Raw genomic sequence first — 25,464 nt, forward strand, 5'->3', positions numbered from 1 at the left:
CCCGTCATCACGTTTTCACACCGTCTAAAATCAACGTTGTAACAACCCACTACCACCTGCCCCGCCCCTTCCCTACACAGACTCGTGCCTCCAACCGCAAAGAGGCAGAGCCATGTCATCCATCACTGACGCCGCCGACCTACTCGCCCGGATAGACACCCTGGACGCCGAAAGCGTGCGCCTGCACAGCGACCTGTCCGGTCCAATGGACCTGGCCACATCGCTGCGCGAACATTTCAACCAGGCACTGGGCTTCACAGACCTGTTCCCCGTCGACCTGAGCGATCATGACCTGCACCAGCAGCTGACCGAAGCTTTCGCCCGTGAACCGGCGCGTGAGCACTTCAACCGCACCCTGCGACGCCCCGCCGGCAGCCAAGTAGAGGCGAACCTGGTGGCGACCTTGCAGGTAAAACTGGCCCATATCGTGATCACGGCAACCGATGCCTCACTGATCGCCGGGTTGAACGAAGGCCTGCCCAATCCATGGCCCTATGCCAGTTGCAGCCTTGCCCAGGCACTCTGGGCTCGGCGGGTGTGCCTGACCCAGCGTGACTGCTTCGTAGCGGCCGCCTTGCTGCTGTACCCCAGTTTGCCAACTCCCCCTCAGCCCCCACGATCGGCCTCCCGTCCACTGGTGCTGGACAACTACCTGGATCTCCCCACACTGGCCAGACACCTGCTGAAGCCTCCAGCCGGTGTTCACCTTGCCGTCCACCTGTTCAACGCCCTCGGTGCGACAGTCTATGCACAAGGCAGGCGTTACCGCCCGCCCACTGCCCGCGAACGGGAGGCAGGCATAACCCCTGATCAAAATGGAAAGGCGTTTCTCCCAGGCCCGGCATTGAATGCGCCAGCCGCTCAAGCGCTCGACGCCGTGCTGCATTCGTCCATGTTCACCCGATGGGCCGGCGAACTGGCCGCCTCGGCAGAATGGGATGCCAGCTCCGATCACTTGGCCTTGGCCGAACAAACCTTGATCGACGTGTTGTACCCACCCGATGACCGCCAGCCGGGGCTGATCATGGCTTTCGAGCTGTTCAGCCCGGACAATGCCACGCTCCCCGTCGAGGAAATCCGCCTTGACCTGATCAACAGTGTGCAAATCCGTCTCGCCTGCACCCCGGCGATTGCGCAACTGGCCGGCGAACTGCTGATGCGCCGCTTCGCGCCCGAACTACTGCTCAGTGGCTACCCGGCCGATTTCAGCTTCGAACCCGACCTGCGCTGGGCCAGCATCCGCCAGGGAGCCCTGATACTCAGCGCCCGCCAGCAACCGATGACCTTCGACAACGCAGAACAGGTCATGCGCCAGGCCCTGCACGAGGATGACCCAGCTCCCGAAGAAGCACTGCGCAAGACGCTGGCGGTGTGGGCCCCCTTGCGCGGATCATTCGAACTCCCCCCGCCCTGGTCGCACCAGCAATGGCAATTGGCGTTGCATCGCTACCTGGCGGTCAGGGACGTTGAAAGCCTCAATGATCTCCCGGACCGCTTCGAGGAGGCGCGTCGTCAGTTGCTCCAGAGCCGGATAGCGCCCGAGTCGCGCAACGCGGATGGCCAAGTGCACCTGCTGATGTACCTTGACCATGGCGCAGGCTACCGAAGCAATCCCCGCCTGCCGGACGTGACCGCCTGGTATGAAGTGGCCTTCGGCGCTTGGGAACAGCGTGCCACCAACGTCTATCAAGCTATCCTGCACCGCTGCTTGAGCCACCTGCCGGAAGATATCAAGGACCGCCTGCGTGATGGCCCCTGGACCGCCTATGCCGTGACCTGGCCGATCTACGTGGGCCACGATAACCGACCTGAGTACGGCTCCAGCCCCAGAGCGGACTGGCACATGCAGACGGCCACCCAGGGTTTCGTCGTACATGCCCCGGGCACAGAGGGCGATTGGCTTTACGAGCTGTTCCCCGAACGGCTGCACTGGCAAGCGCACTTCATTGCCCACACAGCGCCGACGCGCCTGGCCGAGCAATTGACGCTGCTCTACAGCGAATACAACCAATCACAACTGCCGTGGATCGCTGCCGACTTTCCCGCCTTGCGACAAGTGCTCATCGCCCCCACGCAAGATCGCCTCGACTCACTGGCCAGGCATTACGCCAGCGATATCGCCTTGGGCAATCGGGATGCTTTGCATGCACTGGGCAAAGGCGCTACCCCGCATGAACAATTCCTGGCCAGGCGCCAGTCCGTGAGCACTGGGCGCTACTTGCAACGGTTGTTTTCCAACCTGATACCGGGCTTGAGTTGCCTGAACCCAGAGGATGGCAGCGATGCACTGGCTTGTGTCCTGGACATCGCCGCGCTGAAAGGCGCGGCAGTCACGCTTGGTGGACGGGCCTTCAAACCATTGGCCAAGCTTCCCGGCGTGCTGGGCCAAAGCGCCAACACCGCACGCCTGAACGCCGCGCGCGCCGCCCGACGCTGGAGCAGCATCCCCGTCACGCCCGACTTCAGCGAGCGCCTTACCCCGCCCAAGCGCTGGCGCAGCGCGCCCGAACTGACGACGGTCGCCCCCGAATCCCGGGAACTCATGACGCAGCGAAGGGTACTGCCGGGCCAGACGCCCGATGCCGTGCTACTTGACCAGATACCCGACAGCCATGGTCCGGTGCCACGCGAGCTACCCGAAACAGCCACACTGATCCCCCGCGACAATGCCACGGTCGATGCAATCATTCATGGCGCCGCCTATCGCCTTCAAACACCGAACACCTCGGGGCTGCTACGTCGGGTTGCGCATGAGCCGCTACTCGGCCAGCCACCCACCGAGGTGCCGCCGCCTTACACCGGCGGCGAAGCGCAAATGGCCCTGAACTTCTCGCCCTTGCCCAATGACGCCGGCACACCCGTATTCGGACAACACGTCAGTCACGCCTTCCAAACCGTGCGGATCGAGCCGGTACCGATTCGTTATCGCCCCCAGCACACACGCTTCGACATCTGGGCGCAGGTCATGGTGCGCGAGGGCAAGGTCGTCGTACACGCCCCTAATCACCCCAGGCGATTGAAAGCCTTGCCCGTCGAAGAAACCCAGTTACGCCTTGGCGTCATCTCGCCTCCCGTGTACCACAGGCGCATCGTGGTCGACCCATCGCCTGAACTACGCTTTGGCTTGCCTGCGGACATGCCGATCGAGCAAGTCAGGCAGATTACCGACTACTGCCCTCCCGTGCGCCTGGGCGGGCTGGCACGGACCATCCCCGACCGCCGCACCCTGCGCGGCGCATTGATCGACTGGCGCGGTGAGCAGTGGTTGATCGTCGAGGCCGATCTGGGGATTTTTTATGGCGCCCCCCATCAGCCCTGGGCATGGCAGACAAGGCTGCTGGATGCCCCGGCACTGCCAGCTTCGCTGCCACATCCGCCCAGAGGGCTGCGTCGCAGGTTCGAGAGAATCACCGACCACGAGGCCATCGAGCGGTACCTGGAAATCAGCGAAACCTACCGCATCGTCGCCGAACGCCCCAACCTGCAGCGCGATGTCGATAACGTGGTCAGATTGCTGCGCGACTGGATAGAACAAGGGCGAACATGGCAACTCCGCCACCCCTCGCGATTCCTGCAGTTCATCGAAGCCATGGAGTCGCGCCTGCTCCCGGAATACGCGCGCAACATCCTCACGCAGAGCGCGGCCCAGGACGCTTTGGCGGGCCCCGCCAGTCGCGGCATCGCAGCATTGAACCGGGAGATAATCCCGATCTGGAGGCAATTCCACGGCACCAGCGCCGCAGACCGCCAACACATGCTAGGCATACTGGACGATCTGCTACCCGCGCGCGGCGCCACTCACCCTTACACACCGACAGCAGGTGCACAGTCGCTGGACGACAACGCGATGGCCGCCTTGCGTCAGCACCTGTATCCAGTCAACCTGGCCTTTGCCAGTGTCACGCTAAGGGACCATAGCCGCGTGGTGTTCTTCGCCCTATCAGGCAGCCCTGGCCGGCGCGCATTGCATATCATCCCGACGCCCCGCCTCACACCGGCCGTGGACTACGTCGATGCACGCCAGGTTAACCAGTTTTTCCCACCAGACCCGCGGTTTACCGAGCTGCCAATCCTGCGGCGCGCAGATTTCCTGTGGACGCGCGTCCATAAGCGGCATCTCGATGCCGAACGACACATCGCCAGCGCGCTGAACCGCAGACTGCTTCACCGCCACACCGAGGTCGAGCGTATCGATGTCTTCACACTGCTCGACTCCTGTCGCTCCTGTGGCGGCTTCGTCCTGCCGCGCTTGCGGCTGGATTACCCGAAAGCCGAGTTCAGTGTGACCTGGATGCTCGATTACACCAACTGACTACAGCCTGACAGCTTCGCCCGCAAACACCCTTGCTGTGGTTAAGATGGCGGCACACACTGCCATCCTTACCGCAGCAACGGATCCCCAATGCCAGCACGCAGTCCCACATCCCTTGCCGTCACTGGGCAAGTCGTCTCCATCGTCCTGTTCACCTTCATCGGCTACCTGAACATCGGCATCCCCTTGGCCGTGTTGCCCGGCTATGTGCACAACGACCTGGGTTTCAGTGCCGTGGTCGCCGGCCTGGTGATCAGCGTGCAGTACCTCGCGACGCTGCTCAGCCGCCCTGGCGCCAGCCGCATCATCGACAACCACGGCAGCAAGAAGGCGGTCATGTACGGACTGGCTGGCTGCGGGCTCAGCGGGGTATTCATGCTGGCCTGCGCCTTCCTCACTCACCTACCTTGGCTGAGCCTGGCTTGCCTGCTGGTCGGTCGCCTGGTGCTGGGCAGCGCCGAAAGCCTGGTAGGCTCGGGTGCGATCGGCTGGGGCATTGGCCGGGTGGGTGCCGCAAACACGGCCAAGGTCATCTCCTGGAACGGCATCGCCAGCTACGGTGCGCTGGCCATCGGCGCCCCACTGGGCGTGCTGATGGTCAAAGGCCTCGGGCTGTGGAGCATGGGTGTGAGCATCATCCTGCTGTGCATACTCGGTTTGCTACTGGCCTGGCCCAAGCAGGCCGCCCCCATCGTCAGCGGTGTACGCCTGCCGTTCCTGCGGGTGCTGGGCAAGGTATTTCCGCATGGCTCGGGGCTTGCCCTGGGCTCGATCGGCTTTGGCACCATCGCCACCTTCATCACCCTTTACTACGCAAGCCGTGGCTGGGCCAATGCGGCGCTGACCCTGAGCCTGTTCGGCGCCAGTTTCATCAGCGCACGGCTGCTCTTTGGCAACCTGATCAATCGCATCGGTGGCTTCAGGGTGGCGATCGCCTGCCTGTCGGTGGAAACGCTTGGGCTGTTGATGCTGTGGCTGGCACCCAACGCCGAACTGGCCTTGGCGGGGGCTGCACTGAGTGGGTTTGGTTTCTCGCTGGTGTTTCCGGCATTGGGCGTGGAGGCGGTGAACCAAGTGTCGGCAGCTAACCGCGGGGCAGCGGTGGGGGCGTATTCGCTGTTCATCGACTTGTCACTGGGGGTGACCGGGCCATTGGTCGGTGCGGTGGCGGCGGGGTTCGGCTTCGCTTCGATGTTTCTGTTCGCGGCGGCTGCGGCAGCGTGTGGGTTGGTATTGAGCCTCTATTTGTACCGCCAGGGGCGTCGGGACAGGGACCGTACAACAGCAGCCTGAAAGCCGGTGCCGGCCTCTTCGCGGCCCACCCCGCCCCTGCAGGGTTGACGCGCCAGCCTGGCGTGCACGATCCCCCCGTAGGAGCGGGTTCACCCGCGAAGGGCTGCAAAGCAGCCCCAAAAGGCCTCAAACTTAGCGCTGAGCGTACTGCAACACCACCTCAAGCGGGTGACGCATCTTCCGCTCGGTCATGCGCTTGACCTGGCTACGGCACGAATAACCGGTCGCCAGCGGCTCCCCGTCCTTGTCCAGCTTGGTCGCCCAGCTCTGCTCGAATATGGTCCGAGACGTTTCCTGGTTGCGAGCTTCGTGCCCATAGGTACCGGACATACCGCAGCAACCCGTGGCCTCGGTCACCAGCTTCAACCCCAGACGGGCGAACACCTGCTCCCACTGCCGGGTGCTGGCCGGCACGTTGGTCTTCTCGGTGCAGTGCGCCATCAGGCGGAAGCTGCCCGGTGCGGTAGGCGCCTGCTCGGGCAGCACATCCATCAACCACTCCTGCGGCAGCAGCACCTGCGGGCAACCCTCCAGGCCTGGCACTTTTTGATACTCCTGGCGATACACCAGCGTCATCGCCGGGTCCAGCCCCACCAGCGGCACACCGCAATCGGCCAGGGCCTTGAGCTGCGTGGCGTTGCGGATCGCTGCCTTGGCAAACGCGCCAAGGAAACCCTGTACGTGCAACGGCTTGCCGTTGGCGCTGTACGGCGCCAGGAATACCCGGTGACCCAGGCGGTGGGCAAGGTCGATGAAGGCCGACAGCAGCGGTGTTTCGAAGTAGCGGGTGAAGGCGTCCTGCACCAGCACGATGCTGCGCTCGCGCTGGGCCGGGGTCAGCTCGCGCAGGGCCGGCACCGTGGCCATGCCAACGCGGCAACGGGTCAGGGTAGCCTGGAAGTTGAAGCGGCTGATCAGCGGGCTGTCGACCATGCCCACCTTGTCGGCCAGCAGTTGGCTCACCCACTTCGAACCCATCACCGCGTTGTACAGCCCCGGTGCGTGCGCCAGGTAGGGGATGGTGAACTCGAGCGAGCCGATCAGGTAGTCACGCAGCGGGCGCTGGTAGCGACCGTGGTACAGCTCGAGGAAGCGCGAGCGGAAGTCCGGCACATTGACCTTGATCGGGCACTGCCCGGCGCACGACTTGCACGCCAGGCAGCCAGCCATGGCGTCGTACACTTCATGGGAGAAGTCTTCCTGGCCCTGGTTGCGCGCGCGGTTGTTGCGCAGACGCGCCGGCAGGCCCTTGAGCCACGACACCTTGTTGCGCGCCGCAGCCAGCACATCGATGTTCGCCTCGCCCTGCAGGCGCAGCCACTCGCGCATCAGCGAGGCGCGGCCCTTGGGCGAATGCTGGCGTTCGCGGGTAGCCTTCCACGACGGGCACATGGCGTCGTTGGGGTCATAGTTGTAACAGGCGCCATTGCCGTTGCAGTGCACGGCGCTGGGGAAGTCCTGCCATACGCGCTCGTCAATGGTACGGTCAAGGTCGCCGCGCAGGGTCACGCCATCGACCGGGGTCAGGCCCTCGGCGCTTCCCAGTGGCGTGCAGATCTTGCCCGGGTTGAGCTGGTTGTGCGGGTCAAAGGCGCCCTTCAGGCGCTGCAACGCCGGGTACAGCTCACCGAAGTACTCGGGCACGTATTCCGAGCGCAGGCCCTTGCCGTGCTCACCCCACAGCAGGCCGCCATAGCGCTTGGTCAGCGCGGCAACGGCGTCGGAAATCGGCTTGACCAGCGCGGCCTGCGCCGGGTCTTTCATGTCCAGTGCCGGGCGCACGTGCAGCACGCCGGCATCGACGTGGCCAAACATGCCGTAGGCCAGGCCGTAGCCATCGAGCAGTGCGCGGAAGTCGGCGATGTAGTCGGCCAACTGCTCTGGCGGTACCGCGGTGTCCTCCACGAACGGCTGCGGGCGCACTTCGCCTTCGACGTTGCCCAGCAGGCCCACCGAACGCTTGCGCATGGTATAGACGCGGGTGACTGCCTCGGCGCCTTCGGCCAAGGTGTGGCCCAGGCGCTCGACGCTGGTGTCGCTTTGCAGGTGCTGGATGAACGCCTGCACCTTGGCGTTGACCTCGGCCGGCTCGTCGCCGCAGAACTCCACCAGGTTGATGCCCAGCGTGGGGCGCTCGGGGTCCGCCGGGAAATACTCGGCAACGCTGTGCCAGACGATGTCCTTCATCGCCAGCATCAGCACCTTGGAGTCGACCGTCTCGATCGACAGCGGCTTGTGCGCCATCAGCGCGTTGGCATCACGCAGCGCATCCATGAAGCTGGTGTAGCGTACATTGACCAGCACCGCATATTTGGGAATCGGCAGCACGTTGAGCTTGGCTTCGACCACGTAGCCCAGCGAGCCCTCGGCGCCGCACAGCACGCTGTTGAGGTTGAAGCGGCCCTGCTCGTCGCGCAGGTGCGCCAGGTCGTAGCCGGTCAGGCAACGGTTGAGCTTGGGAAAGGTGGTTTCAATCAGTTCGGCCTGGGTTTCCTGAATTTCCCGGGCCATGCGGTACACCTCGCCGACCCGGCCCGGCGCGGCGCAGGCCTGCTCCAGCGCAGCATCGTCGATCGGCAGGCTGTGCAGGCGTTCGCCACCGAGCAGCACGCTGTGCAGCTCCAGCACATGGTCGCGGGTTTTGCCGTAGGTGCAACTGCCCTGGCCACTGGCATCCGTGTTGATCATGCCGCCGACCGTGGCGCGGTTGGAGGTGGACAGCTCAGGGGCGAAGAACAGCCCGTGCGGCTTGAGCGCAGCATTGAGCTGGTCCTTGACCGTGCCGGCCTGTACCCGCACCCAGCGCTCTTGCACGTTGATTTCGAGAATGTTGTTCATGTGCCGCGACAGGTCGACGACGATACCGTCGGTCAGCGACTGGCCGTTGGTGCCGGTGCCACCACCGCGGGGGGTCAGCTTGACCTGCTGGAAGCGCGGTTCACCCATCAGCGTGGCGACCCGCGCCACATCGTCGGCATCCAGCGGGAACACCGCCGCCTGCGGCAAGCGCTGGTAGATCGAGTTGTCGGTGGCCAGTACCGTGCGGGTTGCGTAGTCGGCACTGATCTGGCCACGGAAGCCGCTGTTGCGCAGGGCTTCGAGGAATTCGGGGTAATTGGCGCTCGGTGCAACGGTGGACAGCTGGGCGATCATCGAAGGATGGCCTCTTGATATTGGCTAAATCACGGGATCCCTGTCGCCCCGGCATGGGTTGAGGCATGCAGGGATGACGTATAGGCCAATGTTCCTGTAGTTTCGCGTCAGGGGCAAACGGATAATCCTGCCGCTATCAATGACTTTTATGAATGAATTACCGCCACCTGACCCCATCCATGTCACTGCTGCTGGCTTTCGAGGCCGCCGCCCGGCATGAAAGCTACACCCGTGCCGCCGCCGAACTGTCGCTGACCCAAAGCGCGGTCAGCCGCCAGGTGCAAGCCTTGGAGCAGCAGTTGGGCCTGACCCTGTTCCGCCGCGAGGGGCGCCAGGTGCAGCTGACCGATGTCGGCCGCCTGTACCAGCGCGAGCTGAGCGAGGCACTGGGGCGCATCCGCAGCGCCACCTTGCAGGCACTGGCCTATCAGTCGGGGGTAGGCACCTTGCGCCTGGCTACCCTGCCAACCTTCGGTTCAAAATGGCTGTTGCCGAGGCTGCATGCGTTCTACAGCGCTCACCCAGGCATGCTGGTGCACATTCATTCACGCATTGAAACCATCAACTTCGACACCAGCGAAATCGATGCCGCCATCGGCGTGGCCAGCCACGACTTGCCGGGGCTTGTCTGCCATCGCCTGCATGCCGAGGAGCTGGTGGTGATCTTGCCGCCGGAGGCCGGCGTCGGCAGCCAAGGCTGGAGCCCGGCGCGGATCAGTGAAGAGGTGCTGCTGAATGTGGCCAACAACCCGCATGCGTGGGGCGAGTGGTTTTCCCATCATGGCTTGCCGCATCGGGCGATGCGGCTGGGGCCGAGTTTCGAGCTGACCTCGCACCTGATCCAGGCGGTACGTGCCGGGATCGGGATCGGGCTGGTGCCGCGCATATTGGTGGAGGAGGAACTGGCCAAGGGCGAGCTGTACAGCCCGGGTGTGGCGTTTGCCAGCCAGCGTAGTTATTACCTGATCTACCCGCCGAGGAATGAGGCACTGCCGTCGCTGCGGGCATTCAGGGGGTGGTTGCTGGAGCAGATCTGATTGTTGGCGGGATCACCTGACCTGAGGGCAACGCTGCACCTGTAGGAGCGGGTTCACCCGCGAAAGGGCCGGGCCTGCTGGCCAATCTTCACCTGCCGCTCACCGTTGCCGCCGCTACCGTATTCGCGGGTAAACCCGCTCCTACAAGGGTTACGCAAACCTCAGGCATACCAGGTCGTTGTAGGAGCGGGTTCACCCGCGAAAGGGCCGGCCCGCTGGCCAATCTTCACCTGCCGCTCACCGTTGCCGCCGCTACCGTATTCGCGGGTAAACCCGCGCCTACAAGGGTTACGCAAGCCTCAGGCATACCAGGTCGTTGTAGGAGCGGGTTCACCCGCGAAAGGGCCCGTACAGACAACAAAAACCCGAAGCCAGCCACCTGACTCCGGGTTTTCGCATACCGCTTATGGCGCCTTACTTGGCCACAGTCTCAACAGCACCGCCCGCATTCACCTGGCGACGCGACTTGACCATGTACACCACCAACATCGCGAGCAGCCACACCGGGATCGCATACACCGACACCTGGATGCCCGGGATCATCAGCATGATGCCCAGAATCAGCACCACGAAAGCCAGCACCACATAGTTGCCGTACGGGTACCACAGTGCCTTGAACAGCGGCTTCTGGCCGGTACGGTCGAGGTGCTGACGGAACTTCAGGTGCGAGTAGCTGATCATCGCCCAGTTGATCACCAGGGTGGCCACGACCAGCGACATCAGCAGTTCCAGCGCGTTTTGCGGCATCAGGTAGTTCAGCAGCACGGCGACGAAGGTCACGGCAGCCGACACCAGGATCGAACGCACTGGCACGCCCCGCTTGTCGACCTTGGCCAGCGACGCCGGGGCATCGCCCTGCTCGGCCATACCCAGCAGCATGCGGGCGTTGCAGTAGGTGCCGCTGTTGTACACCGACAGCGCCGCAGTCAGCACCACGAAGTTCAGCAGGTTGGCAGCCACGTCACTGCCCAGCAGCGAGAACACTTGCACGAACGGGCTGCTGCCGTAGCTGCCACCCGAGGCGTCGATGCTGGCGACCAGGTTGTCCCACGGGGTCAGCGACAGCAGCACCACCAACGCACCGACATAGAAAATCAGGATGCGGTAGATGACCTGATTGATCGCTTTGGGGATCACGGTCTTTGGCTTGTCGGCCTCGGCGGCGGTGAAACCGAGCATTTCCAGGCCACCAAAGGAAAACATGATGAAAGCCAAGGCCATTACCAGCCCGCTGACACCGTTGGGGAAGAAGCCGCCGTGTGTCCACAGGTTGGCCACGGTGGCTTCAGGGCCGCCGCTGCCGCTGGTCAGCAGGTAGGCACCCAGGCCGATCATGCTGACGATGGCGACCACTTTGATGATGGCGAACCAGAATTCGGCTTCACCGAAGAACTTCACGTTCATCAGGTTGATGGCGTTGATCAGCACGAAGAAGGCTGCCGCCGTGACCCAGGTGGGGATCTCCGGCCACCAGTAGTGAACATACTTGCCGACCGCCGAAAGCTCCGACATACCCACCAGGATATACAGCACCCAGCAGTTCCAGCCCGACAGGAAGCCGGCGAAACCACCCCAGTAGGTGTGGGCGAAATGGCTGAACGAGCCGGCCACCGGCTCTTCGACGATCATTTCACCCAGCTGGCGCATGATCATGAAGGCGATGAAGCCGCAGATGGCGTAGCCAAGAATCATCGACGGGCCGGCGGATTTCATCACGCCAGCCGAGCCGAGGAACAGGCCGGTACCAATCGCACCGCCGAGGGCGATCAACTGGATATGGCGGTTCTTCAGGCCCCGCTTTAGCTCGCCTGAATGCATGTTTTGTCCACTCATGAACGAAGTCACCTGCATTGTTTTTATCTGTGACGGAATCGGACCCACCGCGCTCGTGGCGCAGCGGAATGGGCAAGGTGGTTACCTTGGGTTTCTTGACCTCAGGTGCCGCCGGAGCAGGTCAACCAGGCGTGATCAAGAGTGCGCGGTACGCAAGAGGGTCACAGGTAAAACGCGGCGCACTGTATACCCCTGCAAACGCGCAGGCGTCAACGCGTTGCATCGTTTCCTCGGGAAAAAACGCAGCGTTCCTGTGGTTCAGGCCTTCAAAGGCGAAGTGATCGGCGTACATGGCGCCTCCATTTGTTGTTTTGTCAGCCCGGCTCTTTGGACGGGCTCCTGCACAAGGCAATGGCGGCTATAACACCGTGGGGACGGGGGTTTGGGCAAGGGTGGCTGGCGCCATGGCGACGGCTTTGGCACAGGGGCGCCGGCAAGGTTTGTTTACACGATCGGGCTTGATCTGAAATGCGGACTGAAAACGGCCACATTCGTACAGATTTCTTTACAAGGCGGTTCAAGAACTTGCCAGTCGTCCGAAAAATTCTTTTTGTTCAATATCTTGGGCTTGGTCCACATTCGCGCAGGCATAAAAAAACCAGCCCGAAGGCTGGTTCCTTGATGACCACACTGGCTTATCAGCCACGCGGCTTGCCGCGACCACGGCCTGCCGGCTTGTCGCCATCAGGCTTGCCCGGACGCTTGCGCATCTCGCTCGGGCGCTCAGCCACCGTGCTGCCACGGGTGGGTTTACGCGGCGCTTCTTCACGCGGCTGACGCGCCGGCCGTTCGCCAGTAGCGGCACCTTCGTGGGCCGGGCGCAAGTTGCGCACGCGTTCGCCACGGCCCAGCGGGCGGGTCGACTTGCGCTGCAGGCGCTCCATCTTGTCCTTGGCCTTGAGCTTCATGGCTGGCAGCGCGACCGGCTGCAGGCCTACTTCGGCGGCGAGGATGTCGATTTCGCCCTGGGTCATTTCGCGCCAGCGGCCCATCGGCAGGTCCGAATTGAGGAACACCGGGCCGAAACGCACACGCTTCAGGCGGCTGACCACCATGCCCTGGGATTCCCACAGGCGACGCACCTCACGGTTACGACCTTCCATCACCACGCAGTGGTACCAGTGGTTGAAGCCTTCGCCACCCGGTGCCTTCTGGATATCGGTGAACTTGGCCGGGCCGTCTTCCAGCATTACGCCGGCTTTCAGGCGCTCGATCATCTCGTCGTCGACTTCACCACGCACACGTACCGCGTACTCACGGTCCATCTCATAGGACGGGTGCATGAGGCGGTTGGCCAGCTCACCGTCGGTGGTGAACAGCAGCAAGCCAGTGGTGTTGATGTCGAGGCGGCCGATGTTGATCCAGCGGCCTTCTTTTGGCCGTGGCAAACGGTCAAACACGGTCGGGCGCCCTTCCGGGTCGTCACGGGTGCAGATTTCGCCGTCGGGCTTGTTGTACATGATCACCCGGCGGGTGGCCTCGGCGGCCTCCTCGCGCTTGATCAGCTTGCCGTCCACGGCGATGGCGTCGTGCAGGTCTACGCGCTGGCCAAGGGTGGCCTCGACGCCGTTGACCTTGATGCGACCCTGGCTGATCCAGGCCTCGACATCACGCCGCGAGCCCACGCCAATGCGCGCCAGCACTTTCTGCAGCTTTTCGCCGGATGGCGGGGTGATTTCGGTTTCTTTCAGGTCTTGCTCACTCATCTGGGCACCTCCCGGTGTAGGAATGAAAACAGGTTTCTGGCGACGAACGCGCCAAAAGGCCGCGCATCATACGCGGTTCATCAGGGGAACGCACTGGAGGGTAGAGGGTTTTGTGGGGCTGGGCATGATTTTCTGCCCAATGGGCTTTGTGCTGGCCGCTTCGCGGGCAGCACAGGCAACAGATCAATCAGGGCTGCGCCTTGATCTCCTCCTCCATCGGAGGCTCAGGCTCTTCTCCCCGCAAATCATCAAAATCGGTTTTCAAACCGTCTTCCATGGCATCCAGCTCCACCAACAAGCTACGGAAGCTGGTCTCCTCTCTCGGCTCACCAACCTCCTCTTCCCCAAGGCTGGCATCCGCCAACGCCTGCAGGTGCGCAGGCACCGGCGCATCATCCGGGTCAAGTTGCGGCGCTGGTTCCATTTCGCGCAGCTCGGCCAAGGCCGGCAGGTCCTCAAGGCTCTTGAGGTTGAAATGATCGAGAAACGCCTTGGTGGTGGCGAACATCGCCGGCCGGCCGGGCACTTCGCGGTAGCCGACCACGCGAATCCACTCGCGCTCCATCATGGTCTTGATGATATTGCTGTTCACCGCAACGCCCCGCACGTCCTCGATTTCACCACGGGTGATCGGCTGGCGGTAGGCAATCAGGGCCAGTGTCTCAAGCAGCGCTCGCGAATAGCGCTGCGGGCGCTCTTCCCACAGGCGCCCGACCCAAGGGGCATAAACCTCGCGAATCTGCAGGCGATAGCCGCTGGCCACCTCCTTGAGCTCGAACGCACGCCCATTGCACGACTTGCCCAGCACCTCCAGGGCCTGCCTGAACACCTTGGGCTCGGGGCGCTCGGCTTCCTCGAACAGCTCGTACAGGCGCTCAAGGGATTGCGGCTTGCCCGAAGCGAGCAAGAAGGCTTCGATCAGCGACGCCAGGTCGCGGGGTTCATTCAGGTTCATCGGGTTCTTCAACTGGCGCCGGGCGAAGCCGCACGTGAATGGCGGCGAAAGGTTCATTCTGCACAAGTTCGATCAGCGATTCCTTCACCAGTTCGAGAATGGCCATGAAGGTCACCACCACACCGAGCTTGCCCTCCTCGGCAGCAAACAGCGCGATGAACGGCACAAAGGCACCGCCCTTGAGACGCTCCAGCACCTGGCTCATGCGCTCGCGGGTGGACAAGGTCTCACGGGTGATCTGATGGCTTTCGAACAGGTCGTTGCGGCGCATCACCTCGGCCATGGACATCAGCAGCTCTTCCAGGCTGACCTGAGGCAACAGCTTGCGTACCTTGGCCTGCGGCGCTTCCAGGCGCGGCACCACCACCTCGCGCCCGACCCGTGGCAATTCGTCGATGCCCTCGGCGGCGGCCTTGAAGCGCTCGTACTCCTGCAGGCGGCGGATCAGCTCGGCGCGAGGGTCACCCTCCTCCTCCTCGACGTCGGCGGAACGCGGCAGCAGCATGCGTGACTTGATCTCGGCCAGCATGGCAGCCATCACCAGGTATTCGGCAGCCAGTTCAAGGCGCACGCTTTTCATCAGCTCCACATAGCCCATGTACTGCCGGGTGATCTCGGCCACAGGGATGTCGAGGATGTCGATATTCTGCTTGCGGATCAGGTACAGCAACAGGTCCAGCGGGCCTTCGAACGCTTCGAGGATGACTTCAAGGGCGTCCGGCGGGATGTACAGGTCCAGCGGCAGCTCGGTCAGGGCTTCGCCATAGACCAGCGCCAACTGCAGTTGCCGAGGCGCTTCGACCCGTTCGGCCGGCGCCTCAGGCGCTTCCAGCTGGCTCACGCGTTGACCAGGAACGGCGTGGGGTCGCCACAACCTTCGCGGATCAGTTCCGGCTCGTCGCCGGACAGGTCGATGATGGTCGACGCCTTGAGGTCGCCGAACCCGCCATCGATCACCAGGTCAACATGGTGCTCCAGCCGTTCACGGATCTCGTAAGGGTCGGTCATCGGCTCGCTGTCGCCCGGCAGGATCAGGCTGACGCTCATCAGTGGCTCGCCCAACTCGGCCAGCAAGGCCAGGGTGATGGCGTGGTCCGGTACACGCAGCCCGATGGTGCGACGCTTATCGTGCAACAGCAGACGCGGCACTTCACGCGTGCCGTTGAGAATGAAGGTGTAAGGCCCCGGTACATGCGCCTTCAGCATGCGGAAGGTGCCGGTGTCGACCTTGGCATACAACCCCAGTTGCGACATGTCGCAGCACATCAGGGTGAAGTTGTGCGTCTTGTCCAGCCCGCGCAGGCGCCGCACCCGCTCGATTGCCGACTTGTCGCCTATCTGGCAACCCAGCGCATAGGCCGAGTCCGTCGGATACACCACCACGCCCCCCTTGCGGATGATCTCGACGGCCTGTTTTATCAGGCGCGCCTGTGGGTTCTCCGGATGAATCTGGAAAAATTGGCTCACGTAATCGTCCTGTTCATAGCGCCAAAGGCTGTTCATGGCTGAATCGACGCCACAAAGGTGGCAGATCCTCGGGCAAAGGCCGATAGGCACCGATCTCGCCCCAGGTGCCGGGGCCGTGGAAGTCACTGCCAGCGCTTGCCAGCAGGCCGAACTCACGGGCAAGAATGGACATAGTGCCCACTTGCTCGGCAGGCATCATCCCGTTGACCACTTCAAGCGCCTGCCCTCCTGCCTGAATATAGTCGGCAATCAGCCGCCTGCGCTTGCTGCGGGTCAGGTCGTAGTGCATGGGATGCGCCAGGCTCACCCAGGCGTTGGACTGCCTCAGCGTGGCAACGGTTTCGTCGAGCGTCGGCCAGTGCTGCTTGACGTCGCCCAGCTTGCCGGCGCCCAGCCACTTGCGAAACGCTTCACCACGGTCCTTGACGTGCCCGGCACGCACCAGATATTCGGCAAAATGCGGGCGCGCCGGGGCGTTGCCGCTGTCACCCAGCTCGTGCTGCACGGCGCGCGCGCCTTCAAGCGTGCCGGGCATGCCCTTGGCCGCCAGCCGTTTGTCGATTTCTTCGGCACGCAGCCAGCGGCCGCGGTGCAACGCTTGAATCGCCGCCAGCAATGGCGGTGCGTCGAGCGGGAAATCATAGCCCAGCACGTGAATGGTCGCGCCGCCCCACGTGCAAGACAGCTCCACACCGCTGACCCAGCGCATACCCAGGTCAACGCAGGCCTGGCGCGCTTCGGGCAGGCCTTCGAGGGTGTCATGGTCGGTCAGCGCCAGCGCTTGCACCCCGTGTTCATGGGCCCGGGCAACCAGTACCGAAGGCGACAGGGCGCCGTCGGAGGCCGTGCTGTGACAGTGCAGATCAACATTCATGGAGGAGCGCTTTCGCTGGAATCGATGTTTGTTATTATGCCGTCACATCCCGATTCTGGCTGCCATTGTGAAACAATTCATCGATTTCATCCCGCTGCTGCTGTTCTTCATCGTCTACAAGCTCGACCCGCGCCCCATGGAAGTCGCCGGCCATCACTTCGAATTTGGCGGCATCTACAGCGCCACGGCCATGCTGATCATCAGCTCGCTGGTCGTGTACGGCGCACTGTTCCTGCGCCAGCGCAAGCTGGAAAAGGGCCAGTGGCTGACGCTGATCGCCTGCCTGGTGTTCGGTGGCCTGACCCTGACCTTTCACAGCGAAACCTTCCTCAAGTGGAAGGCTCCTGTCGTGAACTGGCTGTTTGCCCTGGGTTTTGCCGGCAGCCACTTCATTGGCGATCGGGTGCTGATCAAGCGCATCATGGGCCACGCCCTGACCCTGCCTGATGCCATCTGGACGCGCCTGAACCTGGCCTGGATCGCTTTCTTCCTGTTCTGCGGCGCGGCCAACCTGTTCGTCGCCTTTACCTTCCAGGACTTCTGGGTGGACTTCAAGGTGTTCGGCAGCCTGGGCATGACCGTGATCTTCCTGGTGGCGCAAGGCGTGTACCTGTCGCGCCACCTGCACGATGACCCTTCTACCTCCAAACCCAAGGATTGACATGCTCTACGCCATTATCGCCAGCGACGTCGCAAACTCCCTGGAAAAGCGCCTGGCTGCCCGCCCGGCGCACATCGAACGCCTGCAGCAGCTCAAGGCCGAAGGCCGCGTGGTGTTGGCCGGCCCGCACCCGGCCATCGACAGCAACGACCCGGGCGAAGCGGGTTTCAGCGGTAGCCTGATCGTTGCCGAATTCGAATCGCTGGCGGCGGCGCAGACCTGGGCCGATGCCGACCCGTACATCGCTGCCGGCGTGTACGACAAGGTTGTGGTCAAGCCGTTCAAGCAAGTGCTGCCTTGACCTGAGACGGCACGGCCTTCTTCGCTACACAAACCTTCGGATCTGTGCCATCGCCCGTAGGAGCGGGTTCACCCGCTAAGAGGCTGGGCCTGCTGGCCAATCTCCATCCGCCGTTCACCGTTGCCGCCGCTACCGTATTCGCGGGTAAACCCGCTCCTACACAGATTGGTGGTGGACACACGTCGGCGGTTGGACACAGCCCTTTGTAGGAGCGGGTTCACCCGCGAAAGGGCCGGGCCTGCTGGCCAATCTCCACACGCTGTTCACCGTTGCTGCCGCTACCGTATTCGCGGGTAAACCCGCTCCTACACAGATTGGTGGTGGACACACGTCGGCGGTTGGACACAGCCCTTTGTAGGAGCGGGTTCACCCGCGAAAGGGCCGGGCCTGCTGGCCAATCTCCATCCGCCGTTCACCGTTGCTGCCGCTACCGTATTCGCGGGTAAACCCGCTCCTACACAGATTGGTGGTGGACACATCTCGGTGGTTGGACACAGCCCGCTGTAGGAGCGGGTTTACCCGCGAAGAGGGCCACGCGGCACCAGCAGTTATACTCAGGCCATCAGTCTGCGGTATCTTTGCCACTGGCGGGCCGAATAACCGCCGTCAATGGTTGAATTGAGTGAGTCATGAGCGAGCTGTTACTGATTGATGATGACCAGGAACTGTGCGAGCTGCTCGGCAGCTGGCTGACCCAGGAAGGGTTTTCCGTGCGTGCCTGCCACGATGGGCAGAGCGCACGCCTGGCCCTGGCCGAGCATGCCCCTGCTGCTGTGGTACTGGATGTGATGTTGCCCGACGGCAGTGGCCTGGAGCTTCTCAAGCAGCTGCGCAGCGAGCATGCCGAGCTACCGGTGCTGATGCTGTCAGCCCGCGGCGAGCCGCTGGACCGCATTCTCGGCCTGGAACTGGGTGCCGACGACTACCTGGCCAAACCCTGCGACCCGCGCGAGCTCACTGCCCGCCTGCGCGCGGTGCTGCGCCGCAGCCACCCCACCGCCACAACCAGCCAGATGGAGCTGGGTGACCTGGTCTACAGCCCTGCGCGGGGCGTGGCCAGCATCGATGGCCGCGAAATGACCCTGACCCTGTCCGAAAGCCGTATTCTTGAAGCGCTGCTGCGCCAGCCCGGCGAGCCGCTGGACAAACAGGAACTGGCGCAGATCGGCCTGGGCCGCAAGCTGACCCTGTACGACCGCAGCCTGGACATGCATGTCAGCAACCTGCGCAAAAAGATCGGCCCCCACGCCGATGGCCGGCCACGCATTGTGGCGTTGCGTAGCCGTGGCTATTACTACTGCCTGTAAAAACGCCGGAGCCGCTGCGCGCCCCATTGGCGGCACAAGGCCGTGGCTGCACCGTCCCATCATCTTTACTTTGCCTTTACCATCCCCTGACTGCGCTTGACGGTGATCTCCCTAGACTGTGCTCATCCGGTAATCACCGGCCTATGAAAGGAGAGACACCATGCGCAAGACCCTTATCGCCCTGATGTTCGCTGCCGCTTTGCCGACCGTAGCCATGGCCATGCCAGATGGCGGCCCGCGCCACGACGGCCCGCATCATCGCGGTGATGCGCCTTTCCACCAACTGGACCTGAGCCGCGATCAGCGCCAGCAGATCGGCAAGCTGATGGGCGAGCAAATGCAGCAGCGCCGCGACATTACCGAGCGCTACCTGTCCAAGCTGCCGGCCGCCGACCAGAAAGCCATGAAGGATGAACTGCAAGCCAACCGCGACAAGACCGACAGCGCAGTGCGCAAGTTGCTCACGGCTGACCAGCAGAAGAAGTTCGATGAACTGCAAAAAGAACGCGCCGCCAAGAAAGCCGAGTGGCAGGAGTTCCAGGCCTGGAAAGCTGAAAAAGGCGCCAAGGCCCAGTAAGCTGTCCGCCCCGTGCCCGGCCCGCATCACTGCGGGCCGGGCTTTTCCCGTTTAGGAGGTGCACTTGCGTTCACTGTTCTGGCGCATCCTGGCCAGTTTCTGGCTGGCCATCACCCTGGTCGCAGGCCTGTCGATCCTGCTGGGGCACATGCTCAACCAGGACGCCTGGATCCTCAGCCGCCACCCGGGCCTGAATACCCTGGCCAGCAAGTGGGCCAAGCACTATGAGCAGGAAGGCCTGGAGGCGGCCCAGCACTTTCTGGAACGACGCAAGGACCGCTACAAGATCGACGTGCAGGTGCTCGACGATAGCGGTGAGGCCGTGGTGCCCGGTACCTTTCCACGCCGTGCGGCAGCCTTCGAAGCGCGCCAGCACAATGACCAGCGGCGCTTGCCATGGCGCCGGCTGACGGAGGAATACACCAGCCCCGACACCGGCGAAACCTACTTGCTGATCTACCGCATTCCTCACCCGGCGCTGGATGCCTGGCACCGCGAGAGCCTGCTGTGGCCGCTCAGCGCACTGGGCATTGCCTTGGTCGTGCTGACCCTGTTCAGCCTGCTGGTGACGCTGTCCATCACCCGCCCGTTAAGCCGCCTGCGCAGCGCCGTACACGATCTGGGCCAGACCACCTATCAGCAGAACAGCCTGGCACGGCTGGCAGCGCGGCGCGACGAGTTTGGCGTGCTGGCCAAGGACTTCAACAAGATGGGCGCGCGCCTGCAAAGCACCATTGGCAGCCAGCGCCAGCTGCTACGCGATGTGTCCCACGAACTGCGCTCGCCGCTGGCCAGGCTGCGTATTGCCCTGGCCCTGGCCGAACGCGCCGAGCCTGAGCAGCGGCAAGCGCTGTGGCCACGCCTGACCCGCGAGTGCGACCGCCTGGAAGACCTGATCAGCGAAATCCTCGCCCTGGCCCGAGTGGATGCCGAACAGGCTCATGCCGAACCCGTCGACATCAATGCCTTGCTCGGCAGCGTACGCAAGGACGCCCTGCTGAGCGCACCGGAGCAGGACGTGCGCCTGGAGGCGCAGCCGGGGTTGAGCTTGCAGGGTTGGCCAACGCTGATCGAGCGTGCCGTGGACAACCTGCTGCGCAATGCCCTGCGCTTCAACCCGGCGGGCCAGCCGGTCGAGGTCAGCGCCGCACGCGAGCAGGACCGCATCGTGATCAGCGTGCGTGACCATGGTCCTGGGGCGGCAGCGGAGCACCTGGCGCAACTGGGTGAGCCGTTCTTCCGCGCGCCAGGGCAGGAAGCACCGGGGCATGGCCTGGGGCTGGCGATTGCGCGCAAGGCCGCGGAGCGCCATGGCGGTAGCCTGGTGCTGGAGAATCATCCACAGGGTGGGTTTGTGGCCAGGCTGGAGTTGCCCCTGGCTGAAGCGACAGGCAGTTGATGGGGTGTAAAGGTACCTGGCCTCTTCGCGGGTTAACCCGCTCCTACAGGGGATGTGGATGCCGTTGTAGGAGCGGCTTCACCCGCGAAAAGGCCGGAAGCCTTGATACCTGAATCAGCCCAAGGCCAGGTTACTCACCCCAGCCACTGACGAAATCAGCCGTTTCCAGCACCGGCGCTGTCCGCGGCTCGGTCAGCGGCGTGCCGACGTACAGGTAGCCGATCAGCTCCTCGTTCTCGGCCAACCCCAACCCCTTGTGCACATGGGCATCGAAGGCCATGTCACCGGTACGCCACACCGCGCCGATCCCCTGCGCGTGCGCAGCAATCAGAATACCGTGCGCCGCACAGCCCGCCGCCAGGCGCTGCTCGGACTTGGGCACCTTGAAGTGGTCCTGCAACCTGGCCACCACCACGATCAGCAACGGCGCCCGCAGCGGCATCGCACGGGCCTTGTCCAGTGCAGCCTGGCTGGCATCGCCCTTGTGCTGCACGGCTTCGGCGAACAGCTCACCCAGCTTCTCGCGGCCCTGGCCTTCGATGGTAAGAAAACGCCACGGCCGCAGCTGGCCGTGATCCGGGGCGCGCAGGGCAGCCTGGAACAGCGCCTCGCGCTGGGCGGCATTGGGCGCCGGGTCGGTCAGGCGTGGCACGGAAACACGGTTGAGCAATGCGTCGAGAGCCTCCATCGGCTACCCTCCTGGCAGTTGAATGTGCGGCCATTCTAGCGTTTACATCACCAGACCCATAGGTAGAATGGCGCCCTTCCGTTTCGAGTCTGAGCAGATCACATGGCGTTGCCGACCTTAAGGATCATTGGTTTCATCATCGGCATCTTCCTGATTACCCTGGCCGTCGGCATGGCCGTGCCCATGGCGACCCTGGTGATCTTCGAGCGCACCGGTGACATGCCGTCGTTTCTCTGGTCGAGCCTGATCACCTTCATCGCCGGCCTGGCCCTGGTGGTGCAGGGGCGCCCGGAGCATGTACACCTACGCCCACGCGACATGTACCTGCTGACCGTCAGCAGCTGGCTGGTGGTGTGCGTATTCGCCGCGCTACCGTTCCTGCTGACCCAGCACATCAGCTACACCGACGCCTTCTTCGAAAGCATGTCAGGCATCACCGCCACTGGCGCTACCGTACTCAGCGGGCTCGATAACATGTCACCGGGCATCCTCATGTGGCGCTCGATGCTGCACTGGCTCGGCGGTATCGGTTTCATCGCCATGGCGGTGGCGATCCTGCCGCTGCTGCGCATCGGCGGCATGCGCCTGTTCCAGACCGAATCGTCCGACCGCTCGGAAAAAGTCATGCCGCGCTCGCACATGGTCGCCAAGTCGATCGTGGCGGTTTACGTCGGTTTCTCCATCCTTGGTGCGTTGGCCTTCTGGTGGGCAGGCATGAGCCCGTTCGATGCGATCAACCACGCCATGTCGGCTATCTCTACGGGTGGGTTCTCCACCTCCGACCAGTCGTTGGCAAAATGGGATATCCCGGCCGTGCACTGGGTGGCGGTGGTGGTGATGATCATGGGCAGCCTGCCGTTCACCCTTTACGTAGCCACCCTGCGCGGCAACCGCAAGGCGCTGATTCGTGACCAGCAGGTACAAGGCTTGCTGGGCATGCTGGTGGTCACCTGGCTGGTACTGGGCACCTGGTACTGGTACAGCACCAACCTGCACTGGCTCGACGCCCTGCGCCACGTGGCGCTGAATGTGACCTCTGTGGTCACCACCACCGGTTTCGCCCTGGGGGACTACAGCCTGTGGGGCAACTTCTCGCTGATGCTGTTCTTCTACCTGGGCTTCGTTGGCGGCTGCTCTGGCTCGACCGCCGGCGGTATCAAGATTTTCCGTTTCCAGGTGGCCTACATCCTGCTGAAGGCCAGCCTCAACCAGCTGATTCACCCGCGCGCGGTGATCAAGCAAAAATACAACGGTCATCGCCTCGATGAAGACATCGTGCGTTCGATCCTGACGTTCTCGTTCTTCTTCGCCATCACCATTTGTGTCTTGGCGCTGCTGCTGTCGCTGCTGGGCGTGGACTGGATGACTGCGCTGACCGGTGCCGCCGGCACGGTTTCGGGTGTAGGCCCAGGCCTGGGTGAAGTGATCGGCCCGTCGGGCAACTACGCCACGCTGCCTGACGCGGCCAAATGGATTCTGGCGGCCGGCATGCTGCTGGGTCGCCTGGAAATCATCACGGTGTTGGTGTTGTGCATGCCGGCGTTCTGGCGTCACTGAGCACTTCGCCTTCCGCGCCCAGGCGGGCGCGGTACTCGCTGGGCGTGGCATCGAACCAGCGGCGAAACGCCCGATAGAAGTTGCTGGGGTCGGCAAAGCCCAGCAGGTAGGCGGTTTCCAGCAAGGTCATACCCGGCTGGGCCAGGTATTGTTCGGCCAGTTCGCGGCGGGTGTCGTCAAGCAAGGTCTGGAAGCTGGTGCCTTCCTCCTGCAGCCGCCGTTGCAAGGTGCGCTGCGACAGGTGCAGGGCCTGGGCCAGGGTTTCGCGCTTGGGCTCACCCTGCGGCAGGATGCGGCACAACACCTGGCGTACGCGGTGGCTAACCCGGCTTTCGGAGAAGCGTGCCAGGTACTCGCCGGCAAACCGGTCGTGCAGCACCGCCATGGCCTCGTTCGCGGTCGGCAGCGGCGCCTCCATGTCGGCCCGCTCGAACACCAGTGCATCATGTGGGGCGCCGAACACCAGCGGCGAATGGAACGCCACCTTGTAAGGCTCGACATTCTTCGGCTGCGGCCCCTGCACCAGTACCCGCCGCGGCTGGACCGGCCGGCCACTGAGCCATTTGCACAGCGCCAACGCACAGGCCAGCGACGCTTCGGCGCTGTGCCGGGTTGGCGGCAGGTGGTCACCGTGCACGGTCAGAATCAGCGAATAACCCTCGGGACCGAGGACGAAACTGAGGTCGGAGCTTTCGGCGATGATGCGCTGATAGCGCACCAGGCGCTCGAAGCCCTCGGCCAGGGTGCGGCTGGACATCAACGCATAGCCCACCACATGGAACGACGCCGGGCGGACCACCCGTGCCATGTTCAGGCCGATGGCCTCATTGCCCGACAGCTCCACCGCCAGCTGCCAGAGGCGGGTCATGGAGTCTTGCGGAAAACGTGCATCGGGGTCGTCGAGGGCGGCAAAGTCCAACCCCAATTGCTTGAACATGGCTCTGCAATCCAGCCCTTCCAGTTCAAGTGCCTTCACGATCCCTGATGCCCAACTGGCTGACGTTGTTCTTTCGCTCATGACAGGCTTCTTTTACCAACCGCTCCTGCGGTGAACCCCAAGGATACTCATTTGGCGCCTATTGTCACTGGTAGGCCCCGTCAGTCACTCTAGACTCGAATCAGGCTCCACGCCGTGTATCTTGTCCAGAAGTATTAATCCCGGAGCACTGCCATGAACAGCACAGCGCAGTTTCGCAGTTTTGCCGAGTTCTATCCGTACTATCTGGGGGAGCACAGCAACCCCACCTGCCGCCGCCTGCACTTCGTCGGCACCAGCCTGGTGATAGCGCTGCTGGCCTACACCATTGGCAGTGGCAAATGGTTGCTGCTGCTGGCCGTGCCGGTGTTCGGCTATGGCTTTGCCTGGGTTGGGCACTTTTTTTTCGAGAAGAATCGGCCAGCGACTTTTACCTATCCGCTGTACAGCCTGGCCGGGGATTTCGTGATGTTCCGGGATATCCTGCTGGGCAAGCTCAGGCTGTAAGCGTCCGAGGCCGCTTGGCGGCACTCTGCCCTCGGCCCCTAAGCCGACTCGCGCAACGCCGCCACGGCCTGCGCTTCGGCCAGCCGATACAGTTCGACGCTGCCGTCCCAATGCTCGATCAACGCCGTGCACGACTCCACCCAGTCCCCGCAATTGAGGTAGTCCACCTCACCCACCTTGCGGATCTCGGCATGATGGATATGCCCGCACACCACTCCATGAAACCCACGACGGGTGCATTCATGGGCAATGGCATTCTCGAAGTCGCTGATGAAGTTCACCGCGCCTTTCACCTTGTGCTTGAGGTACGCCGACAGCGACCAGTAACCATAGCCATACCGCGCTCGCCAGTGGTTGAGCCAGCGGTTGAGCACCAAGGTGAATTCGTAGGCGCGATCACCCAGAAACGCCAGCCAGCGGTGGTAACGGGTAATCACATCGAACTGATCGCCATGGACCACCAGCAGTCGGCGGCCATCGGCCGTCAGGTGCTCGGCCTCGTCTACCAGCTGAATGTTACCCAGAATCAACTTTGAGTAGCGGCGCAGGAATTCGTCATGGTTGCCGGTGACGTAGATCACCTCGGTACCGCGCTTGCTCATGGTCAGCAGCCGGCGGATCACGTTGGTGTGAGCTTGCGGCCAATAGATCCCGCCGCGCAGTTTCCAGCCATCGATGATATCGCCCACCAGGTAGACGCGGTCAGCCTGGTAGCCCTTGAGGAATTGCGACAGGTGTTCGGCCTGGCAGTCGCGGGTACCCAGGTGCACGTCGGAGATCCACAGGGTACGCACGCGTTGCTTGCGCGAGGGGCGGGACAGTTCGGCATGGCTCATGGGCAGGCTCCGGCGCAGTTTGCTG

The 25,464-nt window shown here is 63.3% G+C and carries 20 protein-coding genes; 10 read left to right on the top strand and 10 right to left on the bottom strand.

Annotated elements, in window-relative coordinates; translation table 11 throughout:
* Positions 1–112: 112 nt before the first annotated feature.
* Both V6093_RS10740 and V6093_RS10745 read left to right on the top strand, forming a co-directional pair.
* Positions 113–4,312 (top strand): deaminase domain-containing protein, encoded by a 4,200-nt coding sequence (locus tag V6093_RS10740; protein WP_406669790.1) that lies wholly within the window; start codon positions 113–115, stop codon positions 4,310–4,312.
* 90 nt (positions 4,313–4,402) lie between these two features.
* Positions 4,403–5,605, top strand: a complete 1,203-nt coding sequence (locus tag V6093_RS10745; protein WP_003254535.1) for an MFS transporter — start codon at positions 4,403–4,405, stop codon at positions 5,603–5,605.
* Between the two features lie 132 nt (positions 5,606–5,737).
* On the opposite strand, the gene V6093_RS10750 is transcribed toward V6093_RS10745, so the two are convergent.
* The gene (locus V6093_RS10750) at positions 5,738–8,758 is read right to left on the bottom strand and encodes an FAD-binding and (Fe-S)-binding domain-containing protein (protein ID WP_004575994.1); all 3,021 of its coding nucleotides are present in this window, start codon (positions 8,756–8,758) and stop codon (positions 5,738–5,740) included.
* 152 nt (positions 8,759–8,910) lie between these two features.
* On the opposite strand from V6093_RS10750, the gene V6093_RS10755 reads away from it, so the two are divergent.
* Positions 8,911–9,795, top strand: coding sequence for a LysR substrate-binding domain-containing protein (locus tag V6093_RS10755; protein WP_003254537.1), 885 nt, complete (start codon positions 8,911–8,913; stop codon positions 9,793–9,795).
* 414 nt (positions 9,796–10,209) lie between these two features.
* Here the strand turns inward: V6093_RS10755 and V6093_RS10760 are convergent, their stop codons facing one another.
* The 6 genes from V6093_RS10760 to V6093_RS10785 all read right to left on the bottom strand — a co-directional run bounded on the left by V6093_RS10760 (position 10,210) and on the right by V6093_RS10785 (position 16,630).
* A complete protein-coding gene (locus tag V6093_RS10760) occupies positions 10,210–11,628 on the bottom strand; it encodes an amino acid permease (RefSeq protein ID WP_010955183.1) in 1,419 nt (472 codons plus the stop codon).
* 638 nt (positions 11,629–12,266) lie between these two features.
* Positions 12,267–13,334, bottom strand: coding sequence for a 23S rRNA pseudouridine(2605) synthase RluB (rluB, locus tag V6093_RS10765; RefSeq protein WP_003254539.1), 1,068 nt, complete (start codon positions 13,332–13,334; stop codon positions 12,267–12,269).
* 187 nt (positions 13,335–13,521) lie between these two features.
* Entirely contained in the window at positions 13,522–14,289 is a 768-nt protein-coding gene (gene scpB / locus V6093_RS10770) for an SMC-Scp complex subunit ScpB (RefSeq protein ID WP_108078348.1), read from the bottom strand.
* Complete coding sequence (locus V6093_RS10775) at positions 14,276–15,016, bottom strand: ScpA family protein (protein WP_162470266.1); 741 nt, start codon at positions 15,014–15,016, stop codon at positions 14,276–14,278. Before V6093_RS10775 ends, scpB begins: the two co-directional genes overlap by 14 nt.
* 110 nt (positions 15,017–15,126) lie before the next feature.
* A complete protein-coding gene (locus V6093_RS10780) occupies positions 15,127–15,756 on the bottom strand; it encodes an L-threonylcarbamoyladenylate synthase (protein WP_003254544.1) in 630 nt (209 codons plus the stop codon).
* Between the two features lie 13 nt (positions 15,757–15,769).
* Complete coding sequence (locus V6093_RS10785) at positions 15,770–16,630, bottom strand: PHP domain-containing protein (RefSeq protein ID WP_003254545.1); 861 nt, start codon at positions 16,628–16,630, stop codon at positions 15,770–15,772.
* A gap of 67 nt (positions 16,631–16,697) precedes the next feature.
* Here V6093_RS10785 and V6093_RS10790 point away from each other — a divergent pair, with 67 nt between their 5' ends.
* The 5 genes from V6093_RS10790 to V6093_RS10810 all read left to right on the top strand — a co-directional run bounded on the left by V6093_RS10790 (position 16,698) and on the right by V6093_RS10810 (position 20,875).
* A complete protein-coding gene (locus V6093_RS10790; protein ID WP_010955188.1) occupies positions 16,698–17,291 on the top strand; it encodes a septation protein A in 594 nt (197 codons plus the stop codon).
* Between the two features lies 1 nt (position 17,292).
* Positions 17,293–17,592, top strand: coding sequence for a YciI family protein (locus tag V6093_RS10795; RefSeq protein ID WP_003254549.1), 300 nt, complete (start codon positions 17,293–17,295; stop codon positions 17,590–17,592).
* A gap of 629 nt (positions 17,593–18,221) precedes the next feature.
* Positions 18,222–18,899: a response regulator transcription factor gene (locus V6093_RS10800; protein WP_003254551.1), complete on the top strand. Its 678-nt coding sequence runs from the start codon at positions 18,222–18,224 to the stop codon at positions 18,897–18,899.
* A gap of 160 nt (positions 18,900–19,059) precedes the next feature.
* Positions 19,060–19,476, top strand: coding sequence for a Spy/CpxP family protein refolding chaperone (locus V6093_RS10805; RefSeq protein WP_003254553.1), 417 nt, complete (start codon positions 19,060–19,062; stop codon positions 19,474–19,476).
* A gap of 58 nt (positions 19,477–19,534) precedes the next feature.
* A complete protein-coding gene (locus tag V6093_RS10810; protein ID WP_012051566.1) occupies positions 19,535–20,875 on the top strand; it encodes a HAMP domain-containing sensor histidine kinase in 1,341 nt (446 codons plus the stop codon).
* Positions 20,876–21,005: 130 nt separating this feature from the next.
* On the opposite strand, the gene V6093_RS10815 is transcribed toward V6093_RS10810, so the two are convergent.
* On the bottom strand, positions 21,006–21,563 hold the full coding sequence (locus tag V6093_RS10815; protein ID WP_003254557.1) for an NAD(P)H nitroreductase: 558 nt from the start codon (positions 21,561–21,563) through the stop codon (positions 21,006–21,008).
* Positions 21,564–21,665: 102 nt separating this feature from the next.
* On the opposite strand from V6093_RS10815, the gene V6093_RS10820 reads away from it, so the two are divergent.
* Positions 21,666–23,120, top strand: coding sequence for a TrkH family potassium uptake protein (locus V6093_RS10820; protein WP_004576878.1), 1,455 nt, complete (start codon positions 21,666–21,668; stop codon positions 23,118–23,120).
* Here V6093_RS10820 and V6093_RS10825 read toward each other — a convergent pair.
* Positions 23,077–24,138 carry an AraC family transcriptional regulator gene (locus V6093_RS10825; protein ID WP_010955193.1) on the bottom strand — a complete coding sequence of 354 codons (1,062 nt, stop codon included), beginning with the start codon at positions 24,136–24,138 and terminating at the stop codon, positions 23,077–23,079. The genes V6093_RS10820 and V6093_RS10825 overlap by 44 nt on opposite strands.
* Positions 24,139–24,291: 153 nt before the next feature.
* Here V6093_RS10825 and V6093_RS10830 point away from each other — a divergent pair, with 153 nt between their 5' ends.
* Positions 24,292–24,603, top strand: a complete 312-nt coding sequence (locus tag V6093_RS10830) for a DUF962 domain-containing protein (RefSeq protein WP_003254563.1) — start codon at positions 24,292–24,294, stop codon at positions 24,601–24,603.
* Positions 24,604–24,641: 38 nt separating this feature from the next.
* On the opposite strand, the gene V6093_RS10835 is transcribed toward V6093_RS10830, so the two are convergent.
* Positions 24,642–25,439, bottom strand: a complete 798-nt coding sequence (locus V6093_RS10835) for a UDP-2,3-diacylglucosamine diphosphatase (RefSeq protein WP_108078476.1) — start codon at positions 25,437–25,439, stop codon at positions 24,642–24,644.
* Positions 25,440–25,464: the final 25 nt, after the last annotated feature.

Source organism: Pseudomonas putida group bacterium ESBL64, from assembly GCF_045277175.1.
GTDB lineage: Bacteria > Pseudomonadota > Gammaproteobacteria > Pseudomonadales > Pseudomonadaceae > Aquipseudomonas > Aquipseudomonas alloputida.

What these genes read in the sequence shown, in the direction of transcription:
- V6093_RS10740 (WP_406669790.1), top strand. Translation starts at nt 113, where the DNA reads ATGTCATCCATCACTGACGCCGCCGACCTACTCGCCCGGATAGACACC.
- V6093_RS10745 (WP_003254535.1), top strand. Translation starts at nt 4,403, where the DNA reads ATGCCAGCACGCAGTCCCACATCCCTTGCCGTCACTGGGCAAGTCGTC.
- V6093_RS10750 (WP_004575994.1), bottom strand. Translation starts at nt 8,758, where the DNA reads ATGATCGCCCAGCTGTCCACCGTTGCACCGAGCGCCAATTACCCCGAA.
- V6093_RS10755 (WP_003254537.1), top strand. Translation starts at nt 8,911, where the DNA reads ATGAATTACCGCCACCTGACCCCATCCATGTCACTGCTGCTGGCTTTC.
- V6093_RS10760 (WP_010955183.1), bottom strand. Translation starts at nt 11,628, where the DNA reads ATGAGTGGACAAAACATGCATTCAGGCGAGCTAAAGCGGGGCCTGAAG.
- rluB (WP_003254539.1), bottom strand. Translation starts at nt 13,334, where the DNA reads ATGAGTGAGCAAGACCTGAAAGAAACCGAAATCACCCCGCCATCCGGC.
- scpB (WP_108078348.1), bottom strand. Translation starts at nt 14,289, where the DNA reads ATGAACCTGAATGAACCCCGCGACCTGGCGTCGCTGATCGAAGCCTTC.
- V6093_RS10785 (WP_003254545.1), bottom strand. Translation starts at nt 16,630, where the DNA reads ATGAATGTTGATCTGCACTGTCACAGCACGGCCTCCGACGGCGCCCTG.
- V6093_RS10795 (WP_003254549.1), top strand. Translation starts at nt 17,293, where the DNA reads ATGCTCTACGCCATTATCGCCAGCGACGTCGCAAACTCCCTGGAAAAG.
- V6093_RS10800 (WP_003254551.1), top strand. Translation starts at nt 18,222, where the DNA reads ATGAGCGAGCTGTTACTGATTGATGATGACCAGGAACTGTGCGAGCTG.
- V6093_RS10805 (WP_003254553.1), top strand. Translation starts at nt 19,060, where the DNA reads ATGCGCAAGACCCTTATCGCCCTGATGTTCGCTGCCGCTTTGCCGACC.
- V6093_RS10815 (WP_003254557.1), bottom strand. Translation starts at nt 21,563, where the DNA reads ATGGAGGCTCTCGACGCATTGCTCAACCGTGTTTCCGTGCCACGCCTG.
- V6093_RS10820 (WP_004576878.1), top strand. Translation starts at nt 21,666, where the DNA reads ATGGCGTTGCCGACCTTAAGGATCATTGGTTTCATCATCGGCATCTTC.
- V6093_RS10825 (WP_010955193.1), bottom strand. Translation starts at nt 24,138, where the DNA reads ATGAGCGAAAGAACAACGTCAGCCAGTTGGGCATCAGGGATCGTGAAG.
- V6093_RS10830 (WP_003254563.1), top strand. Translation starts at nt 24,292, where the DNA reads ATGAACAGCACAGCGCAGTTTCGCAGTTTTGCCGAGTTCTATCCGTAC.
- V6093_RS10835 (WP_108078476.1), bottom strand. Translation starts at nt 25,439, where the DNA reads ATGAGCCATGCCGAACTGTCCCGCCCCTCGCGCAAGCAACGCGTGCGT.